We start from the raw sequence: 15,994 nt of genomic DNA on the forward strand, positions 1-15,994 counted from the left end.
AGGGGGGCGAGATTTGTCCAGCGGTTTCCTCGTCCTTCGAGACGGCGGCTGCGCCGCCTCCTCAGGATGAGGAAACCTTTCGTCTTTTGCCCGGCGCACGCCGCGCGGGAGGCGAGCGCGCATAAAAAAGGGCCGCGTTTCCGGCCCCTGGACCGGAACGCGTCCCGAACTTGCCCGTCATTCTGTCGGCGAACCGGCGATGCGGACGGCGAGCGGGGCGCGCCCGGCTCGAAAGTCGCCGACTGTCTAGACGAGATTGACGGTTATGTGAAGGGGCGGCGGCGGCGGGATAGGAGCCTCGGATCGGCGGGATCGCGCCGCAGGCCGGCGAATTGCGCTATCATCCCGTTCCTCGTCGCTTCGAAATGGCGCCCATGCGGATTACGACATCATTGCTTTTTCCGATGTTGCTTTTCTTCGCCGGCGCGGGGCGCGCCCAGGCCGGCGACCTTTCCGACGTCCTGGCGCAATGCGCGGCGTGTCATGGCGTGGACGGGATCGCCAAAAGCGCCGACGTTCCGCATCTTGCCGGCCAGAACGAACTCTATCTCCTCAACCAGATCAGGGCGTTCAAAACCGGCAGGCGGGCGCATAAGGAGATGCGCTACATGAGCCGCCAAATGTCTGAAGCCGAGATGCGGGACATCGCGCGTCATTACGCAACGATGCCGCGCTGAGCATGTCGACGGCCCGCCAGCTTGCGACTTACGCGTCGGTCGGCGTCGGCGCGACGCTCGCGCATTACGCCATTCTCATCGCCTTGGTCGAAGGCGCGGGCTGGCGCCCAGTGCCGGCGACGCTGTGCGGCTATGTGGTCGGCGGCGTTGTGGCCTATCTCCTGAATCGGCGCCACACCTTTGCAAGCGATCGGCCGCATTCTGAGGCGACATGGCGGTTCGCGCTTGTCGCTTTCGCGGGCTTTTGCGTCACCTATGCGCTGATGAGCCTTTTCGTCGACCGCTGGGCCGCGCCTTATCTCCCGGCGCAGATGGTCACCACCGTGCTGGCGATGTTCGTGACCTTTGCGCTCAATCGGCGATGGACGTTTGGGTGACGAACTCTCGGGGCGTCATGGCCGGGCTTGTCCCGGCCATCCACGCCGCGACATTCCACGAATGCTGCAAGGAGGCCGCAGCGGCGCCGCGTCGATGCCCGCGACAAGTGCGGGCATGACGCTGCTGTGGCTAATAATGCGCGAAATAACTCAAGGCCATTTCACCAGCGGCGGCATGGACGAGAGGATCGAGTCGACGTTGCCGCCGGTCTTTAATCCGAAGATCGTGCCGCGGTCGTAGAGCAGATTATATTCGACATAGCGGCCGCGCCGCACGAGCTGTTCGTCGCGCTGCGACTCGCTCCACGGCTTGGCGAAGTTGCGCCGCACGAGTTCCGGGTAGATGTCGAGAAAGCTTTCGCCTACATCGCGGGTGAAGGCGAAATCCGCATCCCAGGCGGAATTTTGCGCGTCTCCGGCGCTGTTGAAATAGTCATAAAAAATCCCGCCGATGCCGCGCGGCTCGTTGCGATGGGCGAGAAAGAAATATTCGTCGCACCATTGCTTGAACCGCGCATAGTCGGCGACCTTGTGGCGCTCGCAGGCGCCGCGCATCGCCGCGTGAAAGGCGATCGTGTCGGGATCGTCCTGCGTGCGGCGCGCGTCGAGCACCGGCGTGAGGTCGGCGCCGCCGCCAAACCAGGCTTTGCTCGTCACAACGAAGCGCGTGTTCATATGCACGGCGGGAACATTGGGGTTCCAGGGATGCGCGATCAGCGAGATGCCGGTCGCGAAAAAGCGCGGGTCTTCCGCCGCGCCTGGGATTTGCTTGGCGAATTCCGGCGCGAAGGCTCCAAACACCGTGGAGCAATGCACGCCGGCCTTTTCGAACACCCGGCCCCTGATCATCCCCATGCGGCCGCCGCCCCCCGGCGCGCCGGCGATGTTTTGAGCGCCGCTTCCTAAAGTTGCGCCGCCGATGTTTCGAGCGGCGCTTCCTAAAGTCGCGCCGCTGTGGTCCGTTCGGCTCCAGGGCGTGAGAACGAAGCGCCCCGGCGCCTCGGCGCCCGGCGCGAACGGCCCCGTCGCTTCGTCCTCCAGCGCTTCGAAGGCGGCGATGATGCGCAACTGGAGCGACTCGAACCATGCGCGCGCTGCGTCCTTGCGGGCTTCGAGTTGATCGGGCGCGGCGTTCATCGACGTCTCCTCTTGTCGCCGCTTCATCCCGCCGGCGCCGCGCCTTGTCAATTCAGCAGGACTATTGCGCCAGGGCGATCGGGTGAAGGGCCTCCTCATCCTGAGGAGCGTGCGCAGCACGCGTCTCGAAGGACGAGGAAGCCCGCTTTCGCGTATTTTTCCTCACTATTGCGCCATCTCCGCGACTTTCATCTTGGAGTCGCGCCGCGCGGCTGGCGTTCCCGTCGCCGCCGCGAAGCCGGCGCGCAGAAACTGCGCGAGCGCCGTCTTGACGTTTCTGCCGCGCTCGGTGAGTTCGGTGACATAGCAGGAGCGGGGCTCGCCATTCGGCCACCCACGGTTCCGCGCTTTCGCCTGGCGCATGTCTTCAAGCACCTGCGCCTTAACCTCGCGCGAGTCCTTCATCGTAATCAGTCCGTCAGCCGACAGATGCCGGTCGGCATTATGGTCTTCGACCATTTTTTTATTCGGCGATTCGAACTCGCACAGCTTACCCTGGTCGCCCACATAAAGAAGTCGCTCCACCCAGGCGGGGCGGAGCGATCGAATGTCGTCGGGCAGCATGTCCTTCATGTCCGCCGGCAGAGCCTGATAGATCGGCGTCGCCTCCGCGATTTGATCCACCCGGAACGCAGCCTTCACATTGAACCCTTCGAAGCTCTCAATCTGCGTGAACTTTACGAACAGCTTGCCGATAGCGCCGCGCGCCTCCGAGAAATTGGTCACAATCGCATAAAGGGCGACGCAGAGAAGTGCGGTCAGCAGAGCCGCATTGAGAGATTTCAATAGCCGCTCCCAAAGCATTAGCGAGATGCGAAACGTCTGGTGGGTCATAGCGCCCTCCCTAAATCAATGAATATCGGCTTAATATGCTGCGACGATCGCAGACTAAAAGGTCGTTTCGTCATTGCGCTGTGCGGCGGCGCATCTGTCTAAAGCGCGCGCAACTGCCGGAGCGCCTCGCCCATGACCATCGCCGCGGCGACGGCGACGTTGAGGGAGCGCATGCGAGGCCGCATAGGGATGCGGAGCGCCAGATCGGCGGCGGCGTGCACCTCGTCCGGCGCCCCGGCGGATTCGCGGCCGACGAGCAGAATGTCCCCCGCGCGGTAGTCGCAGTCGAGATAGGACGCCGCCGCCCGCGTCGATAGCAGCAGCAGCCGACGGCTCTCGCCCGCTTGGCCGGACGCGGCCCGCCACGCCTGAAAGGCCGTGAAGGATCCATGTCGGTCAATCGTCACGTGATCGAGATAGTCCATGCCGGCGCGGCGAAAGTCGCGATCGCTTGTGGGAAATCCGGCCGGTCCGATGATCGCCGCAGAGACGCCGAGGCACGCGCATGTGCGCAGCATGGCGCCGGCGTTCTGAGGAATGTCCGGCTGATACAAGGCTAGCGTCAGAGAAGCCATTGGTGCGTTCGAGTGGGAGGAGATAGGAATTTGCGGCATATCGCCGCGAATATCGGCAGCGGTCTTGTGCGGCAAGGCGGATAGCCAAATTTCCCGGTGTCGGCTTGTGGACAGCGGCGGGGATTCGCGTCACATATCACCTCCGCCCCGCCGCAGCCTTGGCATTGCCATGGTGCGGCGCACCGCAGCGATTGGCCGGAAGCGGCGAAACGTGGAACGATCGCCTTGGGCGCAGCCGCTGCCTCGGCCGCGAAGACTTGAGAGCGTTGGGAGAGGTTCGAGCGTGACAAGCAAAGACACCGCCGTAAAACCGGCGGAGCCAAGCCGGCGGGACATTCTCTATATCGCGACGGGCGCCGCCGCAGCAGGCGCCGTGGCCGGCATGGTCTGGCCGCTGATCGCCCAGATGAATCCGGACGCGTCAACCCTTGCTCTGGCCTCGACGGAAGTCGATCTTTCATCGGTTCCAGAAGGCCAGATTGTTACCGTGAAATGGCGCGGCAAGCCGGTTTTCGTGCGTCATCGGACGGCGGCCGAAATCAAGGCGGCTGAGGACGTGCCCTTGTCGGCGCTGCCCGACCCGGAGCCCGATTCCAAGCGCGTTCAAAAACCTGAGTGGCTCGTCGTCATCGGAGTCTGCACGCATCTCGGCTGCATTCCGACCGGCAAGGAAGGCGAATACGACGGCTGGTTCTGTCCGTGCCACGGCTCGGTCTACGACCTCTCGGGGAGGATTCGCAGCGGCCCGGCGCCGACGAATCTGGAGGTGCCGCCTTACGCCTTCATCGCCGAAAACAAAATTAAGATCGGCTAGCCAAGGCCAAGCGCCTTCAATTTCCCGCGCGAGATTCCGAGAGCACCAAGCCCATGGAAGGACATTCCCAATACACGCCCAAGAGCGGCTTCGCTCGCTGGTTGGAGCGCCGTCTGCCGATTTTGAGCTTCATGCATGATTCCTTCGTCTCCTATCCGACGCCAAAAAACCTGAACTACATGTGGGTGTTTGGCGCGATCTTAAGTTTCATGCTCGTCGCGCAGATCGTCACGGGCGTCGTCCTTGCGATGCATTACACCCCGGAGACGACGCTCGCTTTCGATTCCGTCGAAAAGATCATGCGCGACGTGAATTGGGGAACCATTTTGCGCTATGCGCACGCCAATGGCGCGTCGATGTTCTTCCTCGCCGTCTACCTCCACATCTTCCGCGGCATGTATTACGGCTCCTACAAGGACCCGCGCGAGGTCCTGTGGATTCTCGGCGTCGTGATCTTCATGCTGATGATGGCCACGGGATTCCTGGGCTATGTCTTGCCTTGGGGGCAGATGTCGTTCTGGGCGGCGACCGTCATCACCAATCTCTTCTCCGCCATTCCCGTCGTTGGAACCGCAATCACAACCTGGCTGCTCGGCGGCTATTCCGTCGACAATGCGACGCTCAACCGCTTCTACGCTTTGCACTATCTGGTGCCGTTCATCATCGTCGCCATCGTCGCTCTGCACGTATGGGCGCTGCATGTGACGGGCCAGAACAATCCGTCCGGCCTCGAGGTGAAGGACATCAAGAAGGAAACTGTTCCTTTCACGCCCTATGCGACCATGAAGGACGGGGTCGGCATCGCAGCTTTTCTCGTCGTCTACGCCTGGCTGACGTTTTTCGTGCCGAATTACCTCGGCCATCCCGACAATTACATCGAAGCCAATCCGCTGGTGACGCCGCCGCATATCGTGCCGGAGTGGTACTTCCTGCCGTTCTATGCGATCCTTCGCGCAATCCCGAACAAGCTGCTCGGCGTCACTGCGCTCTTTGCATCGATTTTGATCACCGCCGCGCTGCCGTGGCTCGACACGTCGAAGGTGAAATCGGCGGTGTATCGGCCGCTGTTTCGCAAGGAGTTCTGGATTTTTGTCGCGGTGTGCATCGGGCTCGGCTATCTGGGGGCGCAGCCCGCTGAAGGCGCATATCTTTGGTTCGCTCGGGTGCTCTCGGCCTATTATTTCCTCCACTTCTTGGTGATTTTGCCGGTCATCGGCAGAATCGAGAAGCCGGAGCCAGTGCCTGAATCCATCGACGCTTCGATCGTGCGAGGGGAAACCTCCCATGTCTGAGGCGCACAGAAAATCGCGTCGGCTCGTCTCTTCGATGAAGCGCCGGGCGCTCATTCCCGTCGCGGTCGCTGCGACGCTCGCGCTGCTCGGCCCTGCCTGGGCTCAGGAGGAGGCCCCGCCGTCCACAACCGATCAGGCCGCCGCGCCTTCCGCTCAGGAAACCGATCAAGGCGCCGCGCCTCCCGCGAAGGAAGCCGATAAGGCCGCTGCGCCTCCCGCGAAAGAAGCCGAGAAGGTCGCGGCGCCTGAGGCCAAGGAGAAGGAAGCGCGGCACGGGAGCGAGCGCCATGAGCAGAAGCCCAAGCGCTTCGATTGGAGCTTCGCCGGCGCCTTCGGTCGCTACGACAAGGCGCAGTTGCGCAGAGGTTTCAAGGTCTACAAGGAGGTCTGCGCCTCCTGCCATTCGATCAAAATGCTCGCCTTCCGTAATCTTTCGCAGCCCGGCGGACCGGAGTTTCCTGAAAAAGAGGTCGAAGCGCTGGCCGCGAGCTACAAGATCAAAGACGGCCCGAATCAGGCGGGCGAATATTTCGATCGGCCGGGTCGCCCGAGCGATCGCTTCCCCCCGCCTTTCGCCAATGAACAGGCGGCGCGCGCCGCGCTGGCCGGCAATTATCCGCCGGATATGTCGGTCTTGGCCAAGGCGCGAGGCTATTCGCGCGGCTTTCCGCTCTTCCTCTTCGACGCTTTGCCGGGCTTTTCCTACCAGGAGCACGGCGTCGACTATATCGTCTCGCTGATGGAGGGCTACGAAGACCCGCCGCCGGACGTGAAAATGCCGGAAGGACAGTTCTATGATCCCTATATGCCGGGCCGTCGCATCGGCATGCCGCCGCCGCTTTCCGAGGACGTGGTGACCTATGAGGACGGCGCGCCGCAAACGATCGACCAATACGCAAAGGACGTCGCCGCCTTCATGATGTGGGTCGCCGAGCCGCATCTTGAGTCTCGCAAGCGCATCGGGCTCGGCGTTGTGGCCTTCCTGCTCGTCTTCGTCGGGCTGCTCTATTTCACCAAGCGCAAGATCTGGTCGAACGTGCCGCATTAGGCGGGGCGCTCGCCGACGCGCCGCGCGCACCCGGTCGAACGCGAATGGCGCCGCGAGAGAGAGCAGAATGCCGAGCTATCTGGCGACGACCATGTCGCCGCCATGAGTCCCAGCCGCGTCGCGCGACGCCGCACTTGAATCTTCTTCAGTTCGGCGAGCGCGCTCGTCGCGTGCGTGACGGCGCGCGCCGAGTCGCCAAACCGGGCGCGTATTTCGGCCAAGCGCAGATGCCTGATCGCGCGATGCAGCAGCTTGTTGGCGGCGCGGTCCTGTTCGGTGGCCTTTTCGTGCAGCGCCTCGCGCGCATTGGCCGAGCGCGCTCATCATATGCGTAACGATCTCCTTTGAGTCGCCCTTCGCGCCGTCGTCTATCGCCTCCTGAGCATGCTCAATCGCCGCCTGCACATGCATGCCGATGCCGGCCAGCGCATAAGAGCCGGAAAACGCCAGCGCCAAGGTGGTCAGAATCGCGAATGCGCTCATTCGACGCGTCATCGTCATCTCCTCGTCGCCGCCACTGGGCTCGGCTTCAGCTTGCCCAAGAGTCAGGGCGTCGGGCGCAACGGCTCAATCCCCTCCGGGCGTCGGCGGTTTCTTGATTGAAGGCGCCAAATCGGGCACAAGGCGCTAGCGACTCGGGGCGTCGGTCGCCCGCCAATTTTTCCCGGAAAGGTTGCAATGTCGGAGATTATGCGCGTCGGCATCGCGGGGCTCGGCACCGTCGGCGCGGCGGTGGCGCGCCTGCTTCGCCGCCAAGCCGAGGCGCTCACGGCCCGCACCGGACGGCGCATCGTCTTGGCGGCCGTTTCGGCTCGCGACGCCGCGAAGGAGCGGCGCGCCGACCTTTCCAGCGCGGAATTTTTCCAAGATCCGGTCAAGCTCGCGGCCTCGCCGTCAATCGATCTCTTCGTCGAATTGATCGGCGGCTCGGAGGGGCCAGCCAGAGCCTGCGTCGAAACCGCGCTCGCGCATGGCAAGCCGGTCGTCACCGCCAATAAGGCCTTGCTCGCCGCGCATGGCTTGCATCTCGCAGCGCTCGCCGAGGAGAACCATGCCGCGCTCGCCTTCGAGGCGTCGGTCGCGGGCGGCATTCCGATCGTCAAGACGCTGCGCGAGGGGCTCGCCGGCAATTCGGTCGAGCGCGTCTACGGCATTCTCAACGGCACCTGCAATTACATCCTGTCGCGGATGGAGCAGGAGCAGATCTCGTTCGAGGAATGTCTGAAGGAGGCGCAGAGGCTCGGCTACGCCGAGGCCGATCCGACCTTCGACATCGGCGGTTTTGACACCGCCCACAAGCTTGCGATCCTCACCTCTCTGGCCTTCGGCACGCGCATCGCCGCCAGCGCCATCGATATCGAGGGCATTGAGCGCGTGACGCTCGCCGACATCGACGCCGCGGCGGAGCTTGGCTACCGCATCAAGCTGCTCGGCGTCGCGCAGCGCACCGCTGAGGGGGTCGAGCAGCGCGTTCATCCGACGATGGTCAGCAAGAATTCCGCCATCGCCCAGGTGATGGGGGTGCTGAACGCCGTCACCATCGACGCCGACGCGGTGCATGAGCTGACGCTTGTTGGGCCGGGCGCCGGCGGCGACGCGACGGCCTCGGCGGTCGTCGCCGACATCGCCGACATCGCCAAGGGCGTGCGTTCGGCGCCGTTCGGTCTGCCGACCGCGAAGCTCGCGGAGCTCAAGCGTATGCCGATGCAGCGTCACGAAGGCGGCTATTACATCCGCATGTCGGTGCGCGACGTCGCCGGCGCCTTCGCCAAGATCGCGACGCGCATGGCGGAGCGCCGCATATCGCTTGAAAGCATCGTGCAGCGCGGCGCGCGGGGCGCGCCGGGCGATTGCGTCGATGTCATCCTCATCACCCATGCGACGAGCGAGCATCTCGTGCGCGAGGCGCTGGACCTGATCGATCAGGACGGCGTCATCGTTTCGCGCGCGCAGGTCATCCGCATCGAACGCGAGTAGCGCGACATGACGCAACAGCCCGAACCCGACGCGTCGCAGATCGACCGCTATCTGACGCTGGAGCTGGCGCGCGCCTCAGAGCGCGCCGCGGTCGCCGCCGCCAGGTTCCGGGGACGCGGCGACGAGATGGCCGCCGATCTCGCAGCGGCGGCGGCGATGCGCGAAGAGCTGTCGCGACTTCCCGTGCGCGGACGCATCGTCATCGGCGAGGGCGATGCGGACGCGGCGCCGCTGCTCTATGTGGGCGAAGACCTCGGCGCCGGCGTCGGTCCCCGCGTCGACCTCGGCGTCGCGCCGCTGGAAGGATCGACGCTTTGCGCCAAGGACATGCCGGGCTCGATCGCCGTCGTCGCCATGGCGCCGGCCGGTTCGCTCCTGCATGCGCCCGACGTCTATATGGACAAGATCGCCATCGGTCCGGGATATCCCGAAGGCACGATCGATCTCGATCGCGATCCCGGCGACAACATCAGAGCGCTCGCGATCGCCAAGGGCGTGCGCGCGAGCGAAATCACCGTGAGCATTCTCGACCGGCCGCGCCACGCCGAGATCATCCGCAATTGCCGCAACGCCGGCGCGTGCGTGCGCCTCATCGCCGGCGGCGATGTCGCGGCGATCATTCTCACCACCCATCCCTGGGAAACCGGCGTCGACATGTATCTTGGCCGCGGCGGCGCCTCGGAAGGCGTGCTCGCCGCCTGCGTGCTGCGTTGCGCCGGCGGTCAAATGCAGGGGCGGCTGGCGCTCGAAACTCGCGATCAGATCGCCAAGGCCCAGCGTTTCGGCCCGATCGATCCGCGCCGCAAATATTCGGTCGGCGACATGGCGGCCGGCGACGTCGTCGTCTGCGTGACCGGAGTCACCGCCGGGCCGCTCGTCGGCGGCGTGTCGCTCGGCAAGACGACGATCGACACCGAGACGATCGTCTATCGCTCGGCGACCGGCACGATCCGCCGCATCCACGCGACGCACCGGGCGGTGGGGAAGTTCGATTGACGTTGGCCTTAATACGTCCGGCCGGTCTCGAGCTGGGTTTTGGCGTCGAGCTTGCGCCTTGGCGGCGGCGGATAATCCGGCGGCGGCGGGGGCTGTGTCGCGCAGGCGGCGAGCGACAAAGCGATAAGCGAAGCAAGGATCAGATGAAGGCGCCGCATCAGTTTCGTCCGCATTTCTCAAGGTGGCGCGCATCTTCGCGCCTGTTGCGTAAGAGCGTGGCTTTGGCGACGGAATTATGTCCGACGCGCGCCGGCGGGACGGCGCGCCGATGACTCCCGCCGCCCATATCTCCGCCGCAATCGAAGTTCTCGAAGATCTGTCGCTGCGCCGCCGACCCGCCGCCGAGGCATTAAAGGATTGGGGCATCGCGCATCGCTTCGCGGGCTCGAAGGATCGCGCCGCCATCGCCAGTCTCGTGTTCGATGCGCTGAGGAAGCGCGCTTCGGCCATCCATGTCATGGGCGCGGACGATCCGCGCGCGATCATGCTGGGCGCGCTGCGCGAGGCGCGCGGCCAGGGCGTCGAGGCGATCGCGGCGCTCTGCTCCGGCGCCGGCCATGCGCCGGCCCCGCTTTCCGACGACGAGCGCGTACGGCTGGAGACGGCCTCGCTCAATGCCGCGCCGGATCATGTCCGCGGCGACTATCCGGAGTGGCTGGCGTCGCATTTCGAGGCGGCGTTCGGGGCGCGCGCGGCGGAAGAAGGCGCGGCGCTCGCCGCCCGTGCGCCTGTCGATCTGCGCGTCAATATTCTGAAATGCTCGCGCGAGCAGGCGCTCGAAAAGCTCGCGCATCTGTCTCCCGCGCCGACGCCGCTTTCGCCGATCGGTCTGCGCATCGAGGCGGGGCAGGGGCGGGGGCCGGCGCTGACCGCCGAGACCGCCTATGTGAAGGGGCTCGTCGAGCCGCAGGACGAAGCCTCGCAGCTCGCGGCGCTGCTCTGCGCCGCTGCGCCGGGCGAGCAGGTTCTCGATCTTTGCGCCGGCGGCGGCGGCAAGGCGCTGGCGCTCGCGGGGCAGATGCATAACCGCGGTCAGGTTTACGCCTATGACGCGGACGGGCGGCGCCTCATGCCGATCCATGAGCGGCTGGAGCGCGCCGGCGCCCGCAACATTCAGGTTCGCGCGCCGCGCGGCAAGGCCGACGTGCTGGCCGATCTCGAAGCGCGCTGCGACCTCGTGCTGATCGATGCGCCCTGCACCGGAACCGGCGCGTGGCGGCGCCATCCCGACGCCAAATGGCGGCTCGCGCCCGGCGCGCTGGACCGAAGATTAAAGGAGCAGCGCGAGTTGTTGGCGATGGCCGTCCGCTTCGTGAAGCCCGGCGGTCGGCTCGCTTACGTCACCTGTTCGGCGCTGCGCGAGGAAAACGAGGACCAGATCGCGGCCTTTCTCGCCGCCAATCCTGATTTCGCGGCGCGTTCAGCCGCCGACATCGCGGAAGGCGCAGGCCTCCCCGACCTCGCCCGCTTCGCCTCGCCGCATGGACCTGGCATTCGCCTGTCGCCGGCGACAAGCGGCACGGATGGGTTTTACGTTTGTGTCTTGGCGAAGCGCTGAGTAAGACCAGTCCGAGTGCTCCAACCCGCGTCATGCCCGCGCTTGTCGCGGGCATCCACGCCGACATTCCGCAGAAGCCCGGCGTGGATGGCCGGGACAAGCCCGGCCATGACGGTGAACTGCGGTTCAATCAGGTTTGCCCATGACCACCGCGCCCGACGCCTTCCATCACGACATCGCCGAGCGCCACGACAAGGTGCTGATCGTCGATTTCGGCTCGCAGGTGACGCAGCTCATCGCGCGGCGCGTGCGCGAGGCGGGCGTCTATTGCGAAATCGCGCCGTTCCAGAACGCCGAGCGCGCCTTCGCCGAGATCCGCCCCAAGGCGGTGATTCTTTCGGGCGGGCCGTGCTCGGTGACGGAGGAGGGGTCTCCCCGCGCGCCGCATAGCATTTTCGACTCCGGCGTGCCGGTGCTCGGCATCTGCTACGGCGAGCAGACGATGGCGACGCAGCTCGGCGGGCTTGTCGAAGGCGGTCATCATCGCGAGTTCGGCCGCGCCGACGTGACGGCGCTGGAGCACAGCGCGCTGCTCGACGGCGTGTGGGAGAAGGGTGGCAGCTTCCCTGTCTGGATGAGCCATGGCGATCGGGTGACGAAGCTGCCGGAAGGCTTTCGCGTCATCGCCGCTTCGGAAAACGCGCCCTTTGCCGCGATCGCGGATGAACAGCGGCGCTATTACGGCGTGCAGTTCCATCTCGAAGTCGTGCATACGCCGGATGGCGCCAGGCTGCTTTCGAATTTCGTGCACAAGGTCGCGGGGCTGAAGTCCGACTGGACGATGGCGGCGTTTCGCGGCGAAGCGATCGCGGCGATCCGGCGCCAGGTCGGCGACGGGCGCGTGCTCTGCGGCTTGTCGGGCGGCGTCGACAGCGCCGTCGCGGCGGTGCTCATCCATGAAGCGATCGGCGAGCGCCTCACCTGCGTCTTCGTCGATCACGGCCTGTTGCGGCAAGGCGAGGCGGAAGAGGTCGTGCGGCTCTTTCGCGATCACTACAACATTCCGCTGCATCACGTCGAAGCGGCGGACCTGTTCCTCGGCGCGCTGGAAGGCGTTGACGATCCGGAGGTGAAGCGCAAGACGATCGGCCGGCTGTTCATCGAAACATTCGAGGCCGAAGCCAAGAAGATCGCGCAGGACGGGCGCGGCGCGCCGCAGTTTCTCGCCCAAGGCACGCTATATCCCGATGTCATCGAGAGCGTGTCGTTTACCGGCGGCCCGTCGGTGACGATCAAATCGCACCATAACGTCGGCGGATTGCCGGAGCGCATGAACATGCGGCTCGTGGAGCCGCTGCGCGAACTCTTCAAGGACGAAGTGCGGGCGCTCGGGCGCGAGCTCGGCCTGCCGGAAGCTTTCGTCGGCCGCCATCCGTTTCCCGGGCCGGGGCTCGCCATCCGCTGCCCGGGCCTCATCACCCGTGAGAAGCTGGCGATCCTGCGCAAGGCCGACGCCGTCTATCTCGACGAAATCCGCAAGGCGGGATTGTATGACGACATCTGGCAGGCTTTCGCCGCGCTACTGCCGGTGCGTTCGGTCGGCGTGATGGGCGACGGGCGCACCTATGACTACGTCGTCGCGCTGCGCGCCGTGACGTCGAGCGACGGCATGACGGCGGATTTCTATCCCTTCGACATGAGCTTCCTCGGGCGCGCCGCGACGCGGATCATCAATGAAGTGAAGGGCGTCAACCGCGTGGTGTATGATGTGACGAGCAAGCCGCCGGGGACCATCGAGTGGGAATGATTTTTGCCCATCCCAGGGTATCCCACAGTATTCAAAAATACCACATAATACGCTGAAATCAAAAAGAAAATCGTTCATGATCGTTCGAGAACTATCGGCCGGCAGAGATGGCGGCTGACGTACTCGCTGACGGTATGCCTCTCTCTTGCGAAAGTGGATTTTGTTCGATACCGTCAGGGTCTGAGCGCCTTTGACGGTCTTTTTTTCGATCTAATAGCCTGTAAGAAAAAGAGATTTTGTTCAGATGGTGCCCGAAAACGGCCTGACGGTCTTTTTTCGAGGAGGCGGCTCAAATGCTGACGGATGCAGCCCTTAAACACCTGAAAGCAAAAGAGAAAATTTATAAGGTGACGGACCGGGACGGCATGTATGTGCTCGTGAAGCCGTCGGGGACCCTCACTTTTCGGCTGGACTACCGGATGAATGGGCGGCGCGAGACCGTCACATTCGGCAAGTACGGCCCAGCCGGGCTGTCGCTCGCTCGTGCTCGAGAGCTGTGCATCGACGCTAAGCGGGCGATCAGTGAGGGGCGATCGCCGGCGATAGAAAAGCAGCGGGAGAAGCGCCGACTTCTAGAAGCGAAGAGCTTTGGCGAGTTCGGCGAGAAATGGCTGACCGCGGCGCCGATGGCGGACAGCACGCGGGCAATGCGCCGGTCGATCTTCGAGCGCGAGCTGCTGACCAAGTGGCGCAATAGGCTTCTGACCGAGATCACGCCCGATGATCTGCGAGCTCACTGCGGCGCGATCGTTGAGCGTGGTGCTCCCGCGACGGCAATCCACGTCCGCGACATCGTCAAGCAGATCTACGGCTTTGCGATATTGCATGGCGAGAAGGTCGCCAATCCGGCCGATGATGTGGGGCCGGCTTCGATTGCGACGTTCGTGCCCAAGGACCGGTCGCTCTCGCCGACCGAGATCAGGATTATGCTCAAGCTGCTCGAGAAGGTGGCGACGCTGCCGACCATCCGGCTCGGCATGCGGCTGTATCTGCTGACCATGGTGCGCAAGAGCGAGCTGCAGGACGCGATATGGGACGAGGTCGATTTCGAAAACGCCGTCTGGACGATCCCGAAGGAACGAATGAAGCGCTCGAAGGCGCATAACGTCTATCTGTCCGGGCAGGCTCTCGACATCATGATCGCGCTGAGGACCTGCGCCGGAAATTCAAGATACCTTTTGCCGTCGCGCTATGACGCGGACGCGCCGATGTCGCGCGCGACGTTCAATCGCGTCACATATGCGGTTGTCGAGCAGGCGAAGAAGGAAGGCCTGCCGCTTGAGCCCTTCACGGTTCACGATCTCCGAAGGACAGGATCCACGCTGCTCAACGAACTGGGCTTCAACAGCGACTGGATCGAAAAGTGCCTTGCGCACGAGGACGGTCGCTCATCGCGGGGCGTATACAACAAGGCAGAGTATGAAATTCAACGTCGCCATATGATGCAGGAGTGGTCGGATATCATCGACGCCTGGGTCGCGGGCAACAAGCGTATCCCGGTACTTATCCCGTCTTCGATGCCATTGCTTGAACCCGACCCGGCTCTCGAACAGGGCGCGATCGCCGTTGCCTGACGTCAGGAGACTGCGCCCGGACAATTGGGGTTGATCGGCGCGACGCCAACCAGGTTTCGACCTCTGCCAGATCCCATACGACGCAACGCGGCGAGAGAGCGAAGCGTCGGGGAAACTCCCCGCGCTGTTCCATCTCGTAAATGGTGCTATCGGCAAGCGGCACCATTTCGCGCAGTTGTTGTCGACGGATAGTCCGCTTGATAGGAACGCCATTTTGGTGAGCCATCGTCGTTTCCTCAACTCTTCCTCTTGAGAAAATGAGCGCGATAGGCCCCGAAAGGGAAGGGAGCAAATTTAGATGTCGGATAGCAGGATGCTGTGGCGTACAAATAGATAGCTGTGTGCTTGATGCGCCAATTCGCCGTCGTGTCGGTTGTCAATCGGTTTGATATGAAAACCGTGATTCGAATTAGGGCTCGGACCCATAAAGTTGTTGGCTTGAGCGCGACGTCGTGATTCACAGCTTCCGAAAGGAAGCGCCAATGATTCCCGACCGTTTTTGGCTGACCGACGCCCAGTTTGCGAAGATTGCGCCGCACCTCCCCACTGACACGAGGGGCAAGGCGCGGGTCGACGATCGGCGCGTGATCAGCGGGATTGTCCACGTGCTGAAATCCGGCGGGCGCTGGATCGACGCGCCGTCGGAATACGGGCCGCGGAAGACGCTCTACAACCGTTATGTCCGGTGGGCGGCCAAGGGCGTGTGGGTCAATCTCTTCCACGCGCTCGCGCAAGCTGGCGGCCCGCCGCCGCAGCTTCTCATCGACTCCTCCGCGGTCAAGGCGCATCGCTCCGCCAGTGGCGGCAAAGGGGGGAGCGCGCCCAGGCGATCGGTCGATCGCGCGGCGGACGCACGACCAAAATCCATGCGCTGACAGACGCTCAATGCCGACCCGTCGCCTTCATGCTCACGGGCGGCAATGTCGCCGATTGCACCGCTGGCGCAGAGCTTCTGTCGAAGATGCCCGCTTGTGACATCCTGCATGGCGACAAAGGTTACGACAGCGACGTCATCCGCCGACAGGTCGAGAATGCCGGCGTGATGCCGAACATCCCGCCCAAGGCCAATCGCAAATGGAAGAACTGCTTCTCGCCTTTCCTTTACCGAAACCGAAACGCCATCGAGCGCATGTTCTGCCGGTTGAAGGACTTCAGGTGCATCGCCACGCGCTACGATCGAAGCGCGACGAACTTTCTCGCAGCCGTCTGCATCGCCGCGACAATCAGCTATTGGTTATGAGTCTGGACCCTAGCACTACTTTGGCAGATTTTTGAGAGGTCAGGCTTTTTTGGGATTCCCGCGACGCGCATTGCGTGATTCATAGGAGGTCGGCTTTCGGGAGGGCCGACCATGGACGAGACTTGGAAGTCAGATCTCGAGCGGTGGC

At 63.9% G+C, this 15,994-nt stretch carries 17 protein-coding genes; 11 read left to right on the forward strand and 6 right to left on the reverse strand.

Annotated features, from left to right (window positions below):
* Window positions 1-374: 374 nt before the first annotated feature.
* Window positions 375-677, forward strand: coding sequence for a c-type cytochrome (locus ACR65T_RS00775; protein ID WP_434494691.1), 303 nt, complete (start codon window positions 375-377; stop codon window positions 675-677).
* A 2-nt stretch (window positions 678-679) separates the two neighbouring features.
* Window positions 680-1,054 (forward strand): GtrA family protein, encoded by a 375-nt coding sequence (locus tag ACR65T_RS00780; RefSeq protein ID WP_434494692.1) that lies wholly within the window; start codon window positions 680-682, stop codon window positions 1,052-1,054.
* Between the two features lie 150 nt (window positions 1,055-1,204).
* Here the strand turns inward: ACR65T_RS00780 and hemF are convergent, their stop codons facing one another.
* From hemF to ACR65T_RS00795, 3 genes are all read right to left on the reverse strand, one after another.
* Complete coding sequence (gene hemF, locus ACR65T_RS00785; protein ID WP_434494693.1) at window positions 1,205-2,218, reverse strand: oxygen-dependent coproporphyrinogen oxidase; 1,014 nt, start codon at window positions 2,216-2,218, stop codon at window positions 1,205-1,207.
* 138 nt (window positions 2,219-2,356) lie between these two features.
* Window positions 2,357-3,025, reverse strand: a complete 669-nt coding sequence (locus tag ACR65T_RS00790) for an rRNA methylase (RefSeq protein WP_434494694.1) — start codon at window positions 3,023-3,025, stop codon at window positions 2,357-2,359.
* Between the two features lie 98 nt (window positions 3,026-3,123).
* Window positions 3,124-3,600, reverse strand: a complete 477-nt coding sequence (locus ACR65T_RS00795; protein ID WP_434494695.1) for a tRNA (cytidine(34)-2'-O)-methyltransferase — start codon at window positions 3,598-3,600, stop codon at window positions 3,124-3,126.
* 283 nt (window positions 3,601-3,883) lie between these two features.
* On the opposite strand from ACR65T_RS00795, the gene petA reads away from it, so the two are divergent.
* From petA to ACR65T_RS00810, 3 genes are read left to right on the forward strand one after another with little or no spacing between them, the layout of a single operon-like run.
* Complete coding sequence (gene petA / locus ACR65T_RS00800) at window positions 3,884-4,414, forward strand: ubiquinol-cytochrome c reductase iron-sulfur subunit (protein WP_434494696.1); 531 nt, start codon at window positions 3,884-3,886, stop codon at window positions 4,412-4,414.
* A 53-nt stretch (window positions 4,415-4,467) separates the two neighbouring features.
* Window positions 4,468-5,706, forward strand: coding sequence for a cytochrome b (locus ACR65T_RS00805; protein ID WP_434494697.1), 1,239 nt, complete (start codon window positions 4,468-4,470; stop codon window positions 5,704-5,706).
* 34 nt (window positions 5,707-5,740) lie between these two features.
* The gene (locus ACR65T_RS00810) at window positions 5,741-6,754 is read left to right on the forward strand and encodes a cytochrome c1 (RefSeq protein WP_434494708.1); all 1,014 of its coding nucleotides are present in this window, start codon (window positions 5,741-5,743) and stop codon (window positions 6,752-6,754) included.
* Window positions 6,755-6,829: 75 nt separating this feature from the next.
* Here ACR65T_RS00810 and ACR65T_RS00815 read toward each other — a convergent pair whose 3' ends face one another.
* Window positions 6,830-7,249: a small metal-binding protein SmbP gene (locus tag ACR65T_RS00815; RefSeq protein WP_434494698.1), complete on the reverse strand. Its 420-nt coding sequence runs from the start codon at window positions 7,247-7,249 to the stop codon at window positions 6,830-6,832.
* 183 nt (window positions 7,250-7,432) lie between these two features.
* On the opposite strand from ACR65T_RS00815, the gene ACR65T_RS00820 reads away from it, so the two are divergent.
* Window positions 7,433-8,731: a homoserine dehydrogenase gene (locus ACR65T_RS00820; RefSeq protein ID WP_434494699.1), complete on the forward strand. Its 1,299-nt coding sequence runs from the start codon at window positions 7,433-7,435 to the stop codon at window positions 8,729-8,731.
* A gap of 6 nt (window positions 8,732-8,737) precedes the next feature.
* Window positions 8,738-9,727 carry a class II fructose-bisphosphatase gene (gene glpX, locus ACR65T_RS00825; protein ID WP_434494700.1) on the forward strand — a complete coding sequence of 330 codons (990 nt, stop codon included), beginning with the start codon at window positions 8,738-8,740 and terminating at the stop codon, window positions 9,725-9,727.
* A gap of 8 nt (window positions 9,728-9,735) precedes the next feature.
* On the opposite strand, the gene ACR65T_RS00830 is transcribed toward glpX, so the two are convergent.
* The gene (locus ACR65T_RS00830) at window positions 9,736-9,885 is read right to left on the reverse strand and encodes a hypothetical protein (RefSeq protein ID WP_164479364.1); all 150 of its coding nucleotides are present in this window, start codon (window positions 9,883-9,885) and stop codon (window positions 9,736-9,738) included.
* 110 nt (window positions 9,886-9,995) lie between these two features.
* Between ACR65T_RS00830 and ACR65T_RS00835 the strand changes: the two genes are divergently transcribed.
* The 3 genes from ACR65T_RS00835 to ACR65T_RS00845 all read left to right on the forward strand — a co-directional run bounded on the left by ACR65T_RS00835 (window position 9,996) and on the right by ACR65T_RS00845 (window position 14,606).
* A complete protein-coding gene (locus ACR65T_RS00835; RefSeq protein WP_434494709.1) occupies window positions 9,996-11,285 on the forward strand; it encodes an RsmB/NOP family class I SAM-dependent RNA methyltransferase in 1,290 nt (429 codons plus the stop codon).
* Between the two features lie 142 nt (window positions 11,286-11,427).
* On the forward strand, window positions 11,428-13,032 hold the full coding sequence (gene guaA, locus ACR65T_RS00840) for a glutamine-hydrolyzing GMP synthase (protein WP_434494701.1): 1,605 nt from the start codon (window positions 11,428-11,430) through the stop codon (window positions 13,030-13,032).
* A 293-nt stretch (window positions 13,033-13,325) separates the two neighbouring features.
* Window positions 13,326-14,606: a tyrosine-type recombinase/integrase gene (locus ACR65T_RS00845; RefSeq protein WP_434494702.1), complete on the forward strand. Its 1,281-nt coding sequence runs from the start codon at window positions 13,326-13,328 to the stop codon at window positions 14,604-14,606.
* Here ACR65T_RS00845 and ACR65T_RS00850 read toward each other — a convergent pair.
* The gene (locus tag ACR65T_RS00850) at window positions 14,536-14,832 is read right to left on the reverse strand and encodes a helix-turn-helix transcriptional regulator (RefSeq protein WP_434494703.1); all 297 of its coding nucleotides are present in this window, start codon (window positions 14,830-14,832) and stop codon (window positions 14,536-14,538) included. The genes ACR65T_RS00845 and ACR65T_RS00850 overlap by 71 nt on opposite strands.
* A 256-nt stretch (window positions 14,833-15,088) precedes the next feature.
* Between ACR65T_RS00850 and ACR65T_RS00855 the strand changes: the two genes are divergently transcribed.
* Window positions 15,089-15,846, forward strand: a protein-coding gene (locus tag ACR65T_RS00855) for an IS5 family transposase (protein ID WP_434494704.1) whose coding sequence is annotated in 2 segments (ribosomal slippage) — window positions 15,089-15,422 and window positions 15,422-15,846 — 759 coding nt in all. Because the reading frame shifts where the segments join, the coding sequence is not laid out codon by codon here.
* The last annotated feature ends 148 nt before the right edge of the window (window positions 15,847-15,994 follow it).

This window comes from Methylocystis sp., assembly GCF_051061285.1.
Classification (GTDB): Bacteria; Pseudomonadota; Alphaproteobacteria; order Rhizobiales; family Beijerinckiaceae; genus Methylocystis.